We start from the raw sequence: 15,827 nt of genomic DNA, 5'->3' as shown, positions 1-15,827 counted from the left end.
ATGCGCCGCCATCTCGCCAACATCTACCGCCTCGGCGTGAAGGAGCTCTGGAGCCTCGCGCGCGACCCGATGCTGCTGATCCTCATCATCTTCTCGTTCACGGCGATGATCTATTCGTCGGCCACGTCGCGGCCCGAAACGCTGCACATGGCGCCCATCGCCGTGATCGACAACGACGTCTCGCCGCTCTCGCAGCGCCTGATCCAGGCGTTCTTCCCGCCGCACTTTCTTGCGCCCGTGATGGTCACGCCCGCGCAGGCCGATCGCGGCATGGACGCGGGCAATTACACGTTCGTGCTGAACATTCCGCCCAATCTGCAACGCGACGTGCTCGCCGGACGCGCGGCCGAAGTGCAGCTCAACGTCGACGCCACGCGCATGAGCCAGGCGTTCACCGGCAGCAGCTACATCCAGCAGATGATCAACGACGAAGCCACGGAGTTCGTGAACCGCTATCGCGCGCCGACCGAACTGCCCGTCGATCTCGCCGTGCGTATGCGCTTCAATCCGAATCTCACCCAGGCGTGGTTCGGCTCGCTGATGGAAATCATCAACAACGTGACGATGCTCTCCATCATTCTCACGGGCGCGGCGCTGATACGCGAGCGCGAGCACGGCACCATCGAGCATTTGCTGGTGATGCCGGTCACGCCGACCGAGATCATGGTCGCGAAGGTCTGGTCGATGGGGATCGTGGTGCTGGTGGCCGCCGCGCTCTCGCTCACGTTCATCGTGCGCGGCGCGCTGCATGTGCCGATCGAAGGATCGGTCGCGCTGTTTCTCGCGGGCGCGGCGCTGCATCTGTTCGCCACGACCTCGATGGGCATCTTCATGGCGACGCTCGCGCGCAGCATGCCGCAATTCGGCATGCTGCTCGTGCTCGTGCTGCTGCCGCTGCAGATGCTCTCGGGCGGCAGCACGCCGCGCGAAAGCATGCCCGAGTTCGTGCAGCACATCATGCTCGCCGCGCCCACCACGCACTTCGTCGAGCTGGGACAGGCGATCCTGTTTCGCGGCGCGGGCATCTCGGTCGTCTGGCAGCCGTTCCTCTGGCTCGCCGTGATCGGCTCGGTGCTGTTCGTGTTCTCGCTCGCGCGCTTTCGCAAGACGCTCAGCCAGATGGCCTGATCCGCGTCCTGCCGGGCGCACGGGCGTGGATGCCGATCGCATGAACTCCGTCCCCGTTTGCGGCTATGATCGTGGATGCGGCCCGGCGGGCCCGCACCGTTCACACCGCGTGCAGCGGGATTCCCGGAGAGTATCGAATGGTATTGGGCTGGCTCGTCGTACTTCCGTTCGTGGCTGCGGCGCTGGTGGCGCTCGCGGCGCGGCGCGCCAGCGCGCTCTCCACCTGGATCGCGTTCGCGGCGGCGCTGTTCGGCCTCGGCCTGCTGCTCAGCGAACGCGTCGGCATGTCGCCCCACGGCGTGCTGCAATGGCGTCACGAGTGGGTGCCCGACATCGGCCTCGCGCTCTCGCTGCGGCTCGACGGCCTGTCGTTCATGTTCGCGCTGCTGGTGCTCGCCATCGGCCTGCTGGTGTTCATCTACGCGCGCTACTACCTCGCGGGCAGCGAAGCGCTGCCGCGTCTCTACCTGCTGCTTCTGCTCTTCATGGGCGCGATGCTCGGCGTCGTGCTCGCGAACAATCTGCTGCTGCTCGTGATCTTCTGGGAGCTGACGAGCCTCGTCTCCTTCCTGCTGATCGGCTTCTGGCCGTCGCGTCCCGACGCGCGGCGCGGCGCGCGCATGGCGCTCACCATCACGGGCGCGGGCGGGCTCGCGCTGCTCGCCGCCGTGCTGCTGCTCGGCCACGTCTGCGGCAGCTATGAACTGAACGACGTGCTCGCGCAGGTCGACAAGATCCAGCACCATCCGCTCTATCCGGCCATTCTGCTGCTCACGCTGTTCGCGGCCTTCACGAAGTCGGCGCAGTTCCCGTTCCAGTTCTGGCTGCCGCATGCGATGTCCGCGCCCACGCCCGTCTCCGCCTATCTGCATTCGGCGACGATGGTGAAGGCCGGCGTATTCCTGCTCGCTCGTCTTTATCCCGTGTTCGAAGGCACGCACTGGTGGGCCTATACGGCGACGCTCGCCGGGCTCGTCACGCTCGTGGGCGGCGCGTCGATGGCGCTGTTTCAGCGCGATCTCAAGGGCCTGCTCGCCTATTCCACCATCAGCCATCTCGGTCTGATCGTGCTGCTGTTCGGTCTCGACACGCAGCTGTCCACCGTCGCCGCGCTGTTTCACACCGTCAACCATGCGGTGTTCAAGGCGTCGCTGTTCATGGCTGCGGGCATCATCGATCACGAAACCGGCACGCGCGATCTGGGCCGCCTGCGCGGCTTGCGCAGATACATGCCGCACACCGCCGTGCTGGCCAGCGTCGCGTCGCTCGCGATGGCGGGCGTGCCGCTCCTCAACGGCTTTCTCTCGAAGGAAATGTTCTTCGGCGAGACGCTCGCGCAAGGCATGTTCGGCCCGTTGAACTGGACGATTCCGGTCGTTGCGATCGTGGCCGCCGCGCTATCGGTGGCGTACTCGCTGCGCTTCGTCTGGGGCGTGTTCTTCGACGGCGAAACGCCGCGCGATCTGCCGCACTATCCGCCGCACGAACCGCCGCGCTTCATGAAGCTGCCGGTGGAAATCCTCGTGGTGATCTGTCTGTTGATCGGGCTCTTTCCGCAACAGGCGATCGGCCGTCTGCTCGAATCGGCGGCGTGGTTCACGCTCGGCGGCAAGTTGCCCGAATACAGCCTGAGCCTGTGGCACGGCATCAACACGCCGCTCGTCATGAGCGTGGTTTCGTTCGTCGCGGGCGGCGTGCTGTTCTTCGCGCGCCGCGACGCGTTCCGCCATCATCGCTCGCTGCTCACGGAAATGAACGCGAGCGAGGGTTTCGACCGCTTCGTGCAGCGGCTCGAAAAAGGCGCGGGCGCGGTCGTGCGCGTGTTCGAAACGCGCTCGCTGCCGCACTATCTCTCGTGGATGATCGCCGCGATGCTGATCGTGCCAGGCGCGTCGTTCGTCGCGCTGGACGCATTCGGCGGCACGTACGCGAGCATGCCGCCCGATCCGCTCACGCTCTGCGGTCTCGCGCTGATGGCGCTGCTCGCGCTCGGCGTGGTGCTGGTGCGCACGCACACGCTCTACGCGCTCGTGATGCTGAGCACCTGCGGGCTGCTCGTCACGCTCGCGTTCGCGCGCTTCTCCGCACCCGACCTCGCGCTCACGCAGATCTCCGTGGAAGTGGTCACGATCCTGCTGCTGGTGCTCGCGATCTACTTCCTGCCGCAACTGCAGACCGCCATCGAGCCGATTCCCGCCCGCCTGCGCAACGGTCTGCTCGCGCTCGCGGGCGGCGGCCTGCTCGGCAGCGTCGCCTACGAAGTGATGACGCGCACGCCGGAACCCGGCATCGCGCCGTACTTCCTCGCCAACGCGCTGCCCGGCAGCGGCGGCCACAACGTCGTGAACGTGATCCTCGTCGACTTTCGCGGCTTCGATACGATGGTCGAAATCAGCGTGCTGGTGGTGGCCGGGCTCGCGGTCAAGGCGCTGCTGCGCGGCCTGCGCCTGAAAGCGCCCGGCACCGGTCCCGGCGGCTTGCCGTGGTCGTCGCAATCGCATCCGCTGCTGCTCGCGATCCTCGTGCGGCTGATGCTGCCGCTCACCGTGCTGGTCGCCGTATTCGTGTTCCTGCGCGGCCACAATCTGCCGGGCGGCGGCTTCATCGCCTCGCTGATCGTCTCCGTCGCGCTGCTGCTGCAATACGTGGCGAGCGGCGTGTTGTGGACCGAATCGCGCATCCGCATCAACTATCGCGCGCTCGCCGGGCTCGGGCTGCTCGTGGCGGCGGCCACGGGGCTCGGCAGTCTCGCGTTCGGTTATCCGTTCCTGACGAGCGCGTTCGGACACTTCCATCTGCCGCTGATCGGCGAGATCGAATTGAGCACGGCGATGCTGTTCGATCTGGGCGTGATGGGCGCGGTGGTCGGCACCACGCTGACGATCATTTCGCACCTCGGCGTGCGCGACAAGGACATGCAATCCGTGGAGAAAAGCTGATGGAAGCCGCCTTCGCCGCCGCAATCGGCGTGCTCTGCGCCTGCGGCATCTACCTGCTGCTGTGCGCGCGCGTGCTGCCCGTGATTCTCGGCATCACGCTGTTCTCGTATGCGATCAATCTGTTTCTGCTCGGCATGGGCCGGCTCTCGACCGGCAAGCCGCCCGTGATCGCGCCAGGCGCGGCCTATGCCGATCCGGTGCCGCAGGCGCTCGTGCTCACCGCAATCGTGATCGGCTTCGCCATGACGGCCTTCACGGTCGTGCTCGCGCTGCGCTCGCTCTCGATCACGGGCAACGATCACGTCGACGGCCTGAGCGACAACCGCATCTCCGGCGAGGCGCTGCGCGACGAATGAATCACGCCCTCCTGCTCCCCATCCTGATTCCGCTGTTCGCGGCGGCGGCGATCGTCGCGCTGCCGCCGCGCGCCAAGCGGCTGCAACGCGCGCTCAACGCGGCCGCCACGATCGCGCTGCTGCCGCTCGCCTGCCTGCTGATGGCGCGCGCGGCGCAAGGCGAGATCGTCACGTATGCGCTCGGCGCGTGGCGCGCGCCGTTCGGCATCGTGCTGCAACTCGACCGGCTCGGCGCGCTGATGCTGCTGCTCACCGCCGTGCTCGCGGTGTGCTGCCTGATCGGCACGTCGAGCGCCGACGCGCGGCGCGGACGCTATTTCCGCGCGCTGTTCCAGTTCGAGCTGATGGGCCTGAACGGCGCGTTCCTCGCGGGCGACCTGTTCAATCTGTTCGTGTTCTTCGAACTGCTGCTGATCGCCTCGTATGCGCTGCTGCTGCATGGCGGCGGCGCGCGGCGCGTGCGCAACGGCCTGCACTATCTGCTGATGAACCTCGTCGGTTCGTCGTTCTTCCTGATCGCGCTGGGCGTGCTCTACGGCATCACCGGCACGCTCAACATGGCCGACATGGGCCAGCGTCTCGCGCTGCTGCCCACGGGCACGCTGCCGCTCGCGCAGTTCGCGGGCATCACGCTGATGCTCGTGTTCGGCCTCAAGGCCGCCGTGTTCCCGATGTCGATGTGGCTGCCGCAGGCGTACCGCAGCGCGATCGGCCCGGTCGCGGCGCTGTTCGCGATCATGACGAAGGTCGGCATCTACGCGATGCTGCGCTGCGATGCGCTCGTGTTCGGCGCGGCGGGCGGCGTGCTCGATGCGTTCATGCATCACTGGGCGTGGTGGCTCGCGATCGCGACCATCGTGTTCGGCGCGCTGGGCGCGCTCGCGGTGTCGAGCCTCAAGACCACGACGGGCTATCTCGTGCTGGTGTCCGTCGGCTTGCTGATCGCGGCCGCGACGCAGCAGACGCCGCTCGCGTGGAGCGCGCTGCTCTACTACCTGATCAGCACGACGCTGTGCACGGGCGCGCTGTTCCTGCTCGCCGATACGCTCGAACCCGAAGCGCCCGCCACGCCGCACGCGGCCGCTGCCGAGAGCGTCGAACCCGGTTCGCTCGAAGCACTCGACGACGCCAACGTGGCCGCGATCTCGCCCGAATCCGACGCGGCGGCGGTGGCGCGACTCGCGCGCAAGCGCAAGGCGCAAGCGGCTGAGGCGGCTGAGGCGGCTGAATTGGCGCATGCGGAACCGGCCCGGCACACCGCACCTGCCGAACACCCGACGCACGCGCCGTGGCCCTCGAACGTCGCCGGGCTGCTCTATCTGATCGCGGCGGTCGGCGCGGCGGGTCTGCCACCGCTCTCGGGCTTCCTCGGCAAGGCCATGGTGCTCTCCGCCACACCGCTTGGCCCGGCCGCCGTGCTGTGGCCCGCCGTGCTGCTGTCGAGCCTGCTGTCGATCGTCGCGCTGAGCCGCACCGGCACGCGCCTGCTGTGGGCCGAGCCTGCCGCGCGCGTTCAGGCCCACGCCACCACGCCCGCGCCGCGCGGCAGCAACGCGAAGCTCGCGGCCTGCGCGCTGCTGCTGGGCTGCGTGGCGGCGATCACGCTGGGCGCGGGCGCAGTGCGTCATTATCTCGACGACACCGCCGCGCAACTGCTCGACCGCGAAGCCTACGTGCATGCGGTCCTGCCCGCGCCTTCGGACGCAAATTCGGACGTCAATTCGGACGCAAATTCGAACGCGCCGTCGAACCCACCCGCGCCCGCGGCCCAAGGGAGCTGATCATGCTGAAACGGCTCTTTCCGCATCCGTGGCTCACCCTCGTACTGCTCGTCTGCTGGGTGCTGCTGATGAACGACCTCTCGCCGGGCAATCTGCTGCTCGGCGCGGCGCTGGGCTGCGTGATTTCGTTTTGCGTCGGCGAAGGTCTGTGGCTGCAGCCGGTGCGCTTCGGCAAGCCGTGGCGGCTCGTGCGGCTCACGCTGCACGTGCTGATCGATATCGTGGTGGCGAATGTGGAAGTCGCGCTGCTCGTGCTCGGCCCGACGAAACGCCTGCGCCCGGCCTTCATCGAAGTGCCGCTCGACAGCACGCATGAAATCGCGCTCACGGCGCTCATCAGCATCGTCTCGCTGAGTCCCGGCACGCTGTGCGCCGAACTCAGCGACGACCGCACGCGCCTCGTCGTGCACGTGCTCGACCTCGACGACGAAGCCGCGCTTGTCGCGCTCATCAAGTCCCGTTACGAAGCCCCGTTGATGGAGATCTTCGCATGCTAGCCATCGCCATTCCGGTTTCGCTCGCGATCCTCGGCCTTGCTTTTCTGCTCACGCTCGTGCGACTCGTGCGCGGGCCGTCGCTGCCCGACCGCATCGTCGCGCTCGACACGCTCAACATCAACGCGATCGCCCTGATCGTGGTGTACGGCATCAGCCTGCGCTCGACGGTCTTCTTCGAAGTCGCGCTGCTGATCGCGGTGATGGGTTTCGTGGGCACCGTCGCGCTGACGAAGTATCTGCAGCGCGGCGACATCATCGAACTCAACTGAACGAGGCCCGCCGATGCAAACCGTCATCGAAGCGATCGTCTGCGTGCTGCTGCTGATTGGCAGCCTGTTTACGCTGGTCGGCGCCATCGGGCTCGCGCGTCTGCCCGACTTCTTCATGCGCCTGCACGGCCCGACCAAATCGACCACGCTGGGTGTAGGCGGCATCGTGCTCGCCTCGGTGATCTATTTCAGCGCGAACAGCAACTTCGCGAGCCTGCATGAATTGCTGATTCCGGCGTTCCTGTTTCTGACCGCGCCGATCAGCGCGCACATGCTCGCCAAGGCGGGCACCCAGCAACGCGTGCCGCTCGCGGCGGCCACGCGCGGACGCCCGCCCATCACGGGCGCGAGCGCCGACAAGCGCGACACGCGCGACACGCGCGAAGTGCGCGAAGCGCATCCTGATTCCCAGCCGCAAGTTGCAGACCCGAACCCGGACGGCACGCCCGCTCAGGATGCCTGAGCGCCGGCGCGCTTAAAAGCGGCATCGTTTCACTGTTTTCACGGTTTTCGTTGTAAAGACAACGCGCGGCGCATCGGACCGGTCTGCCACGGCGCTTGTCCGTCCAATCATCCCCGCGATCATCCGCGCGCTCACGCGCCACTTCCCTCGCTTTCGCAGCACGCCCACGCCGCCTCCGCGCAAGCGTTCGCACGGGCGCGCTTACGCCTTGTTACGACTTCGCCCACGCAGCGCGACGCCCACGGCACAGCGATTGCTGAGCATGCTCGCCCGCCCGCGCGCGGCATTTTACGTGGCAAGCAACACTCGCCCGCGCGGCTGGACAGCCATAACAAACGCGCACACATACACCGTGCCTTCTACAGCTGGAAACGAAACCCGATGAGGTGGATGAGATGAAGACGATTCGCACCCTGGCCGTGCTCGCGAGCGCGGCGGCCCTGCTGAGCGCATGCGGCGGCGGCGGCAACGACGTAGGCAAGGAACTCGGCCTGCAAAACCCCGAAGTCCATTTCGTGCACGCGCTGCCCGGCGGCGGCAACGTGGACTTCCTCGTGAACGGCGCAGCCCTGCAAACCAACATCGCATACAAGCAGGTCACCAACTTCGCGAACATCAACACGGGCAACACGACCGTGGCCTACGCCAATACCGGCTCGACCACGGCCATCGCCAGCGGCAACTTCCCCGACGTCGCCAAAGGTCACGAATACACGGTGCTCGCGTTGCCCGCGCTTGCCGGCGGCGACATCGGCCTGATCGACGATCCGTTCGACAAGGGCCTGTTCTCCAACAGCGCACGCGTGCGCGCGTTCAACGCCACCGTCAACGCGCAGAATCTCGACATCTACATCGTCGCGCCCGGCACCGACATCAACACCGTGGCGCCGACCATGGCCGGCGTGGCGTACAAGAACGCCGTGCCGGCGAGCGGCCAGGATTCGAACTACCTGAACGGCGGCACCTACGTCGCCATCGCGACGGTGTCCGGTTCCAAGACGGCGATCTTCCAGTCGGCGAGCTTCGATCTCGCGAACAACGCCGACTGGCTGATCACCTCGGTGCCGATCTCGGGCACGCTCTCGCAACTCGCGGTGGGACAGATCCACCTGCTGGTCGCGCAAGGCGGCAACACCTCGCAGCCCGCCGTCGAGCTGATCAACCAGCTCACGGGCGTGTAATCCGGCTCGCCCTCCAGCCACAAGCGCTGTTGTAAAAGCCGCCACCGAAGCCGCCGCGATGCTCGCTCACGCGGCGGCGCCGCGCCCCGTCTTGTGCGCTTCGTCGAGCACGAAGTCGATGAAGGTGGCGGCCGCGCGCGTATGGTGGCGGTTCGGCATGTACAGCATGTACATGTGCGTGCCGAAGATGCTCAGACGCCACGCGTCGAGCGACGTCACCACCGCGCCGAGCCGGATGTCGTCCTGCACCACGTAGTCGGGCACGATGCCCACGCCGAGTCCGGACAAAATCGACTGGCGCAGAAACAGGAAGTTCTCCGAAATAATCGACGGTTCGAGCAGCACCTCGTGCCGGTCGTCGTCCAGATAGCCCGCGAGACGCAGTTGCCGCCCGACCACCGTGGCGGTGATCACGGGCGCGCTCGCCAGATCTTCCAGCGTCTGCGGCATGCCGTGCTGCTGCGCCCACTGCGCCGACGCACAGATGATGTACTTCACCGCACCCATGTCGCGCGCGACGAGATTCTGCGGCGGTTCGTGCATCACGCGCACGGCGATGTCGACTTCGTCGCGCAGCAGATCTTCCACGCGATTTTCGAACATCACGTCGAGCACGATGCCCGGATAAAGCCGCTTGAAGCGGATCAGCCAGTCCGACATCACGAGCTGGCCATAACCGCTCGGCACGGAAAGACGCACGCGCCCCTGCAGACTCTTGCCGAGCGTGGACACCGACTCGCGCGCCGCCAGCAACGCGTTCTGGATCGAGCGGCCGTGCTCGTAAAGCTTCAGGCCGATCTCGGTCGGCTCGACGCGCCGGGTGGTGCGGCGCACCAGTTGCAGCCCGACCGATTTTTCGAGGTGATTGAGGTGGTAGCTCACGTTCGCGCGGCTCATCTTGAGCCGGCGCGCCGCCTCGCTCAGATTGCCCGCGTCGAGTATCTCCACCAGCATGGTTAGCGCATTGACATCCACGTTCGGGTCTCGGAGTTTTCTGCAGACTGATTATTGTCAAAGAATCTTTGACAGTCTGTCAACGAACCATGGGATTGTCAATTAACCTTGGCGTATCCACAATAAAACGAATATCAGAGAACCGCCTTCCGGGCCCTGCGCCTGTCGGGCCCTCAATCCGGAGACACCCTTCATGGCAATCGATACGGCCGTTCCCGTTTCTCCCGTCACCCACGAACTGCGCGGCAAGGTGCTGCTTGTCACCGTCGACAACCCGCCCGTGAATGCGCTCGGCGTCGACGTGCGGCGCGGCCTCGCGGCCGCCATCGAGCACGCCGAGTCGAACGACGCCGTGCAGGCCGTGCTGATCGTCGGCGCGGGCCGCAACTTCATCGCCGGCGCCGACATCCGCGAATTCGGCAAGCCGCCGCAACCGCCCGCGCTGCCCGAAGTCTGCGCGCGCATGGAGTCCTGCCACAAGCCGGTGATTGCGGCCATTCACGGCGCGGCGCTCGGCGGCGGCCTCGAAGTGGCGCTCGCCGCGCACTATCGCCTCGCCGTCGCGGGCGCGAAGCTCGGCTTGCCCGAAGTCAATCTCGGCCTGCTGCCGGGCGCGGGCGGCACGCAGCGCACGCCGCGTCTGATCGGCGCGCAGGCCGCGCTCTCGCTCATGCTCAGCGGCCGTCACGCCAGCGCGCAGGAAGCGCTCAAGATCGGTCTCGTCGACCGCGTGGGCGCGAGCGAAGACATTCTTGCGGAAGGTCTCGCCTACGCGCAGGAACTGCTCGCCGCGCATGCACAGCCGCGCCGCACGCGCGACGCGCAGGCGCTCGCCGACCACGCCGCCTCGCAGGCCGCCATCGACGCCGCGCGCGCCGAAACCGCGAAGAAGTCGCGCGGTTTGTTTTCCCCGCTGAAGATCATCGATTGCGTGCAGGCCGCGCTCGATCATCCGTTCGAAGAAGGCATGCGCGTCGAGCGCAAGCTGTTCCTCGAATGCCTCGACAGCCCGCAGCGCGCGGGCCTCGTCCACGCGTTCTTCGCCGAGCGCGAAGTGCAGAAAGCGCCGGAAACGAAGAGCGCGAAGCCGCGCGCGATCGAAAGCGTCGGCGTGGTCGGCGGCGGCACGATGGGCGCGGGCATCGCCGTGGCCGTGCTCGATTCGGGCCTGCCCGTGACGATGATCGAACGCGACGAGGCCTCGCTCGAACGCGGCCGCGCGCACGTCGAAAAGGTCTACGACGGCCTCATCGCGAAAGGCCGCATGACGCCCGAAGCGAAGGCGCAGACGCTCGCGCGCTTCAGCGGCAGCACGTCGTACGACGCGCTCGCGAACGCCGACCTCGTGATCGAAGCCGTGTTCGAGGAAATGGGCGTCAAGCAGGCCGTGTTCGCGGAACTCGACCGCGTCTGCAAGCCGGGCGCGGTGCTCGCCACCAACACCTCGTATCTCGACATCGACGCCATCGCGGCCAGCGTGAAGCGCCCGCAGGACGTGATCGGCCTGCACTTCTTCTCGCCCGCGAACATCATGAAGCTGCTCGAAGTCGTGGTGCCGAAGGCCGTGAGCGCCGACGTCGTCGCCACCGCATTCGAACTCGCGAAGAAGCTGCGCAAGGTGCCGGTGCGCGCGGGCGTGTGCGACGGCTTTATCGGCAACCGCATTCTCGCCGTCTATCGCACGGCGGCCGATCATCTGATGGAAGACGGCGCGTCGCCGTATCAGATTGACAAGGCCGTGCGCGAATTCGGCTTCCCGATGGGCCCGTATCAAGTGGTCGACCTCGCGGGCGGCGACATCGGCTGGGCCACGCGCAAGCGCCGCGCGGCCACGCGCGATCCGAAAGCGCGTTACGTGCAGATCGCCGACCGCCTCTGCGAGCGCGGCTGGTTCGGCCAGAAAACGGGCCGCGGCTTCTACCTCTATCCGGAAGGCGCGCGCGTGGGCACGCCCGACCCGGAAGTGGAATCGATCATTCGCACCGAGCGCGAGCGCGCGGGCATTGCGCCGCGCAGCTTCACCGACGAAGCCATCCTGCGCCGCTACATGGCCGCGATGATCAACGAAGGCGCGAACGTCGTGCACGAAAAGATCGCGCTGCGCCCGCTCGACGTCGATGTCACGCTGATCTACGGCTACGGTTTCCCGCGCTATCGCGGCGGCCCGATGCAGTATGCCGATACGGTCGGCCTCGCCAATGTGCTCGCCGACATCCGCGAATACGCGAAGGAAGATCCGCTGTTCTGGAAGCCCTCGCCGCTGCTCGTCGACCTCGTCGAGCGCGGCGCGAACTTCGCGAGCCTGAATCAGATCGGCTGAATCGCGTCGCTCGATGCATCGCTACATGCATCGATAGCCGCATCGCTGGAAGCATCGCTTGAACAGCGCGTGACGGCCTCGCCGCCACGCGCCTGAACACCCGCCCGCGCCCGGCACCGCTTGCCGCGCGCGGGCCGCAAGGAGCAACACCACCATGGACCTGAAATTCACCGCCGAGGAAGAAGCCTTCCGCAGCGAAGTGCTCGGCTTTCTGCGCGATCATCTGCCGCAACGTCTCGCCGATATCGTGCGCACCGGCCGCCATCTCACGCGCGACGACATGGCGCAATGGCACGCCATCCTCAACGACAAAGGCTGGCTCGCGAATCACTGGCCGCAGGAATACGGCGGCCCCGGCTGGACGCCGGTGCAGAAGTTCATCTTCGAAAACGAATGCGCGATTGCGGGCGCGCCGCGCATCGTGCCGTTCGGCGTGAACATGCTCGGGCCCGTGCTCATCAAGTACGGCAGCGAAGCGCAAAAGCGCTATTGGCTGCCGCGCATTCTGAACGGCGCGGACTGGTGGTGTCAGGGCTATTCGGAACCGGGCGCGGGCTCCGACCTCGCCTCGCTGCGCACGAGCGCCGTGCGTAAAACCGACGCGAACGGCGACTACTACCTCGTGAACGGCCAGAAGACGTGGACCACGCTCGGCCACTACGCGAACATGATCTTCTGCCTCGTGCGCACCGCCACCGATGTGCGCAAGCAGGAAGGCATCAGTTTTCTGCTGATCGACATGAATACGCCGGGCATCGAAGTGCGCCCGATCGTCACGCTCGACGGCGAGCACGAAGTGAACGAAGTGTTCTTCACCGACGTGCGCGTGCCGGTCGAGAACCTCGTCGGCGAAGAGAACAAGGGCTGGACCTACGCGAAATATCTGCTGACCTACGAGCGCACCAACATCGCGGGCGTGGGCTTTTCGGTCGCCGCGCTCGCGCGCCTGAAACACGCCGCGCAGCAGGTCAAGCGCAACGGCAAGCCGCTCGCCGACGATCCGCAGTTCGCCGCGCGTCTCGCGAAAGTCGAGATCGACCTGGAGAACATGAAGACCACCAATCTGCGCGTGATCGCGGCGGTGGCCGGCGGCGGCGTGCCCGGCGCGGAAAGCTCGATGCTCAAGATTCGCGGCACCGAAATCCGCCAGGAGATTTCGTCGCTGCTGCGTCGCGCGATGGGGCCGTACGCGGCGCCGTTCGTCGAAGAAGCGCTGCACGAAGGCTATGACGGCGAGCCGATCGGCCCCGACGAAGCCGCGAGCGCCGCGTCGCAGTATTTCAACAATCGCAAGCTGTCGATCTTCGGCGGCTCCAATGAAATTCAGAAGAACATCATCTCCAAGATGATTCTCGGTCTTTAAGAGGTCCTGCTATGAACTTCCAGCACACCGAAGACCGCCGCATGCTTGCGGATACGCTCAATCGCTTCATCGCGGAGCAATACGGTTTCGAGAGCCGCGATAAAATCGCGCGCTCGCCTGAAGGCTTCAGCGCGCCGATGTGGCAGCGCTTCGCCGAACTCGGCGTGATCGGCGCGCTGTTCGACGAAGCGGACGGCGGCTTCGGCGGTCAGGGTTTCGACGTCGCGGTCGTGTTCGAATCGCTCGGGCGCGGCCTCGTGGTCGAACCGTTCCTCGACACGCTGATCGTCGGCCGTGCGCTCGCGCACGCGGGCAACGAGGCGCAGCGCGCGCGCATCGCATCGTTGATCGACGGCTCGCAGATCGCGGCCTTCGCGCACGACGAGCCGGGCTCGCACTACGAAGCGGCGCGCGTGAGCACGCGGGCGGAAAAGCGCGGCGACGGCTGGCTGCTGCAAGGCGCGAAAGGCGTCGTGCAGCACGCGGAGCACGCCGACGTGCTGCTCGTCTCGGCGCGCACGTCGGGCGCGGAATTCGACGAAGCGGGCATTTCGCTCTTTCTCGTGCCGCGCGACGCGCAAGGCGTGCGCGTGCGCGGCTATCGCAAGATCGACGGCGGACGCGCGGCCGAAGTCACGCTCGATAACGTGCAACTGGGCGCCGACGCGATCGTCGGCGAACCGGGTGCGGGCTTCGCGACGCTCGAACAGGCGAGCGGCTACGGCCTCGTCGCGCTGGCATCGGAAGCGGTCGGCGCGATGGACGTGGCGCGCGATCACACGCTCGAATATCTGCGTACGCGCAAGCAGTTCGGCGCGCCGCTCGGCAGCTTTCAGGCGCTGCAGCATCGCATGGCCGATCTGCTGCTCGAAATCGAGCAGGCGCGTTCGTCGGTGATCAACGCGGCGGCGGCCATCGGCGCGGCGCGCGTCGAACGCGAGCGCGCGCTGTCGGCGGCGAAGGTCACGATCGGGCGCATTGGCGCGCGCGTGGCCGAAGAAGCGATCCAGTTGCACGGCGGCATCGGCATGACGTGGGAGTTGCCGCTTGCGCATTACGCCAAGCGTCTCGTGATGATCGATCACCAGCTCGGCGACGAGGATCATCATCTCGCGCGTTATATCGCGCTGTCGCGCGCAGCGGCCTGATCGTCGCGCCCCAGCTCCAACCCGGCGACGGAAAGGCGGGCGCGATGCAACAGACGCGACAGCGACGCGCGGCCTTCCCTCAACAACGAACCAGGAGTGCCTGCTGATGCAGACTCACAACACCGGCCTGCCGCTTTCGGGCGTGCGCGTCCTCGATCTGTCGCGCGTGCTCGCGGGTCCGTGGAGCGCGATGGTGCTCGGCGACCTCGGCGCGGAAGTCATCAAGATCGAACATCCCGACCGCGGCGACGACACGCGCGACTGGGGCGTGCGCATCGGCAAGACCGAGACCGCTTACTTCAACAGCGTGAACCGCAACAAGCGTTCGCTTACGCTCGATCTGCAAACGCCCGAAGCGCAGGAGATCGTGCGCGAACTCGCGAAGACCAGCGACGTCTTTATCCAGAACTTCAAGTTCGGCGGCGCGGAGAAACTCGGGCTCGGCTACGAGCAATTGCGCGCGATTAATCCGCGCCTCATCTATTGCTCGATTTCCGGCTACGACCGCACCGGTCCCGAAGCGAAGCGTCCCGGTTACGACCTCGTCGTGCAGGGCGAAGCGGGCCTGATGGCGCTGAACGGCGAGGCGGACCAGCCGCCGCTGAAGTTCGGTGTCGCGGCGGTCGATCTGTTCACCGGCATGTATTCGGCGCAGGCGATGCTCGCCGCGCTCTACGAACGCGAGCGCAGCGGTCGCGGGCGTCACATCGAAATGGCGCTGTTCGATTGCGGGCTGATGATCACTGCGTACTACGGCCTCGAAGCGCTCGTGATGGGCGAAGATCCGCCGCGCTACGGCAACGCGCATCCGTCGATCGTACCGTATGGCGTATTCGATGCCGCCGATGGTCCGCTCGTCATCACGGTCGGCAATAACGCGCAGTTCGAACGCTTCGCGCGCGAAGTGATCGAGCGCCCCGACATCGCCGACGACGCGCGCTACAAAACCAACATCCTGCGTTCGCAGAACCGCGCGACGCTCGTGCCCGAACTCGAACGCGAACTCGCCAGCCGCGGGCGCAAGCTGCTGCTCGAACGGCTCGCGGGCGCGGGCATTCCGTGCGGCGAAGTCGCGGGCCTGCGCGAAGCGCTGCTCTCGAAGCGCGCGACCGATGCGGGACTCGTGACGCAGCAGCCGCATCCGGACACTGAAAGCGGCACGACGCCGGTGCTCGCGCCGCCGTGGCGCTTCGACGGCGAACGCATGCCCGTGCGCCGCGCCCCGCCGCAACTCGGCGAAGGCACGCGCGACGTGCTCGCGTCGCTCGGCTATAGCGACGAACAACTCGCGCAATTGAAGGACAAGGGCGTCATTTGAGCCCGCTTGAATAAACCCGTTGGAACAGGAGGAGTGCTGTGAAGATTCTCGTACCCGTCAAACGCGTGGTCGATTACAACGTGAAGGTTCGTGTGAAGTCGGACGGCACG

Annotated in this window: 13 protein-coding genes; 12 read left to right on the top strand and 1 reads right to left on the bottom strand. The window is 66.6% G+C overall.

Annotation, left to right across the window (positions count from 1 at the left end):
- The 8 genes from BMY06_RS35275 (at position 1) to BMY06_RS35240 (ending at position 8,614) form a co-directional block, all read left to right on the top strand.
- The gene (locus BMY06_RS35275; protein ID WP_074987509.1) at positions 1 to 1,128 is read left to right on the top strand and encodes an ABC transporter permease; all 1,128 of its coding nucleotides are present in this window, start codon (positions 1 to 3) and stop codon (positions 1,126 to 1,128) included.
- A gap of 137 nt (positions 1,129 to 1,265) precedes the next feature.
- Entirely contained in the window at positions 1,266 to 4,067 is a 2,802-nt protein-coding gene (locus BMY06_RS35270) for a monovalent cation/H+ antiporter subunit A (RefSeq protein WP_074987508.1), read from the top strand.
- A complete protein-coding gene (locus BMY06_RS35265; RefSeq protein ID WP_074987507.1) occupies positions 4,067 to 4,423 on the top strand; it encodes a Na+/H+ antiporter subunit C in 357 nt (118 codons plus the stop codon). Before BMY06_RS35270 ends, BMY06_RS35265 begins: the two co-directional genes overlap by 1 nt.
- Positions 4,420 to 6,204, top strand: coding sequence for a monovalent cation/H+ antiporter subunit D (locus BMY06_RS35260; RefSeq protein ID WP_074987506.1), 1,785 nt, complete (start codon positions 4,420 to 4,422; stop codon positions 6,202 to 6,204). Before BMY06_RS35265 ends, BMY06_RS35260 begins: the two co-directional genes overlap by 4 nt.
- A 2-nt stretch (positions 6,205 to 6,206) precedes the next feature.
- On the top strand, positions 6,207 to 6,701 hold the full coding sequence (locus tag BMY06_RS35255) for a Na+/H+ antiporter subunit E (protein ID WP_065063378.1): 495 nt from the start codon (positions 6,207 to 6,209) through the stop codon (positions 6,699 to 6,701).
- Entirely contained in the window at positions 6,695 to 6,970 is a 276-nt protein-coding gene (locus BMY06_RS35250) for a K+/H+ antiporter subunit F (protein WP_065063380.1), read from the top strand. The genes BMY06_RS35255 and BMY06_RS35250 overlap by 7 nt, the downstream gene beginning before the upstream one ends.
- A gap of 13 nt (positions 6,971 to 6,983) precedes the next feature.
- Positions 6,984 to 7,433 carry a Na+/H+ antiporter subunit G gene (locus tag BMY06_RS35245; RefSeq protein ID WP_074987505.1) on the top strand — a complete coding sequence of 150 codons (450 nt, stop codon included), beginning with the start codon at positions 6,984 to 6,986 and terminating at the stop codon, positions 7,431 to 7,433.
- Between the two features lie 395 nt (positions 7,434 to 7,828).
- Positions 7,829 to 8,614, top strand: a complete 786-nt coding sequence (locus BMY06_RS35240) for a DUF4397 domain-containing protein (protein WP_074987504.1) — start codon at positions 7,829 to 7,831, stop codon at positions 8,612 to 8,614.
- A 66-nt stretch (positions 8,615 to 8,680) separates the two neighbouring features.
- Here the strand turns inward: BMY06_RS35240 and BMY06_RS35235 are convergent, their stop codons facing one another.
- A complete protein-coding gene (locus BMY06_RS35235; protein ID WP_065063384.1) occupies positions 8,681 to 9,589 on the bottom strand; it encodes a LysR family transcriptional regulator in 909 nt (302 codons plus the stop codon).
- A gap of 172 nt (positions 9,590 to 9,761) precedes the next feature.
- On the opposite strand from BMY06_RS35235, the gene BMY06_RS35230 reads away from it, so the two are divergent.
- From BMY06_RS35230 to BMY06_RS35215, 4 genes are all read left to right on the top strand, one after another.
- Positions 9,762 to 11,888 (top strand): 3-hydroxyacyl-CoA dehydrogenase NAD-binding domain-containing protein, encoded by a 2,127-nt coding sequence (locus BMY06_RS35230; RefSeq protein ID WP_074987503.1) that lies wholly within the window; start codon positions 9,762 to 9,764, stop codon positions 11,886 to 11,888.
- A 154-nt stretch (positions 11,889 to 12,042) separates the two neighbouring features.
- Positions 12,043 to 13,251, top strand: a complete 1,209-nt coding sequence (locus tag BMY06_RS35225; protein WP_065063387.1) for an acyl-CoA dehydrogenase family protein — start codon at positions 12,043 to 12,045, stop codon at positions 13,249 to 13,251.
- Between the two features lie 11 nt (positions 13,252 to 13,262).
- Positions 13,263 to 14,399 (top strand): acyl-CoA dehydrogenase family protein, encoded by a 1,137-nt coding sequence (locus BMY06_RS35220; RefSeq protein WP_074987502.1) that lies wholly within the window; start codon positions 13,263 to 13,265, stop codon positions 14,397 to 14,399.
- Positions 14,400 to 14,505: 106 nt separating this feature from the next.
- On the top strand, positions 14,506 to 15,717 hold the full coding sequence (locus tag BMY06_RS35215) for a CaiB/BaiF CoA transferase family protein (protein WP_065063391.1): 1,212 nt from the start codon (positions 14,506 to 14,508) through the stop codon (positions 15,715 to 15,717).
- Positions 15,718 to 15,827 lie beyond the last annotated feature (110 nt).

Origin of the sequence: Paraburkholderia tropica (genome assembly GCF_900109265.1) — a bacterium.
In the GTDB taxonomy this organism is placed as follows: domain Bacteria; phylum Pseudomonadota; class Gammaproteobacteria; order Burkholderiales; family Burkholderiaceae; genus Paraburkholderia; species Paraburkholderia tropica.
Note: the sequence above shows the minus strand (reverse complement) of the source record. Positions and strands in the feature narration are given on the sequence as shown.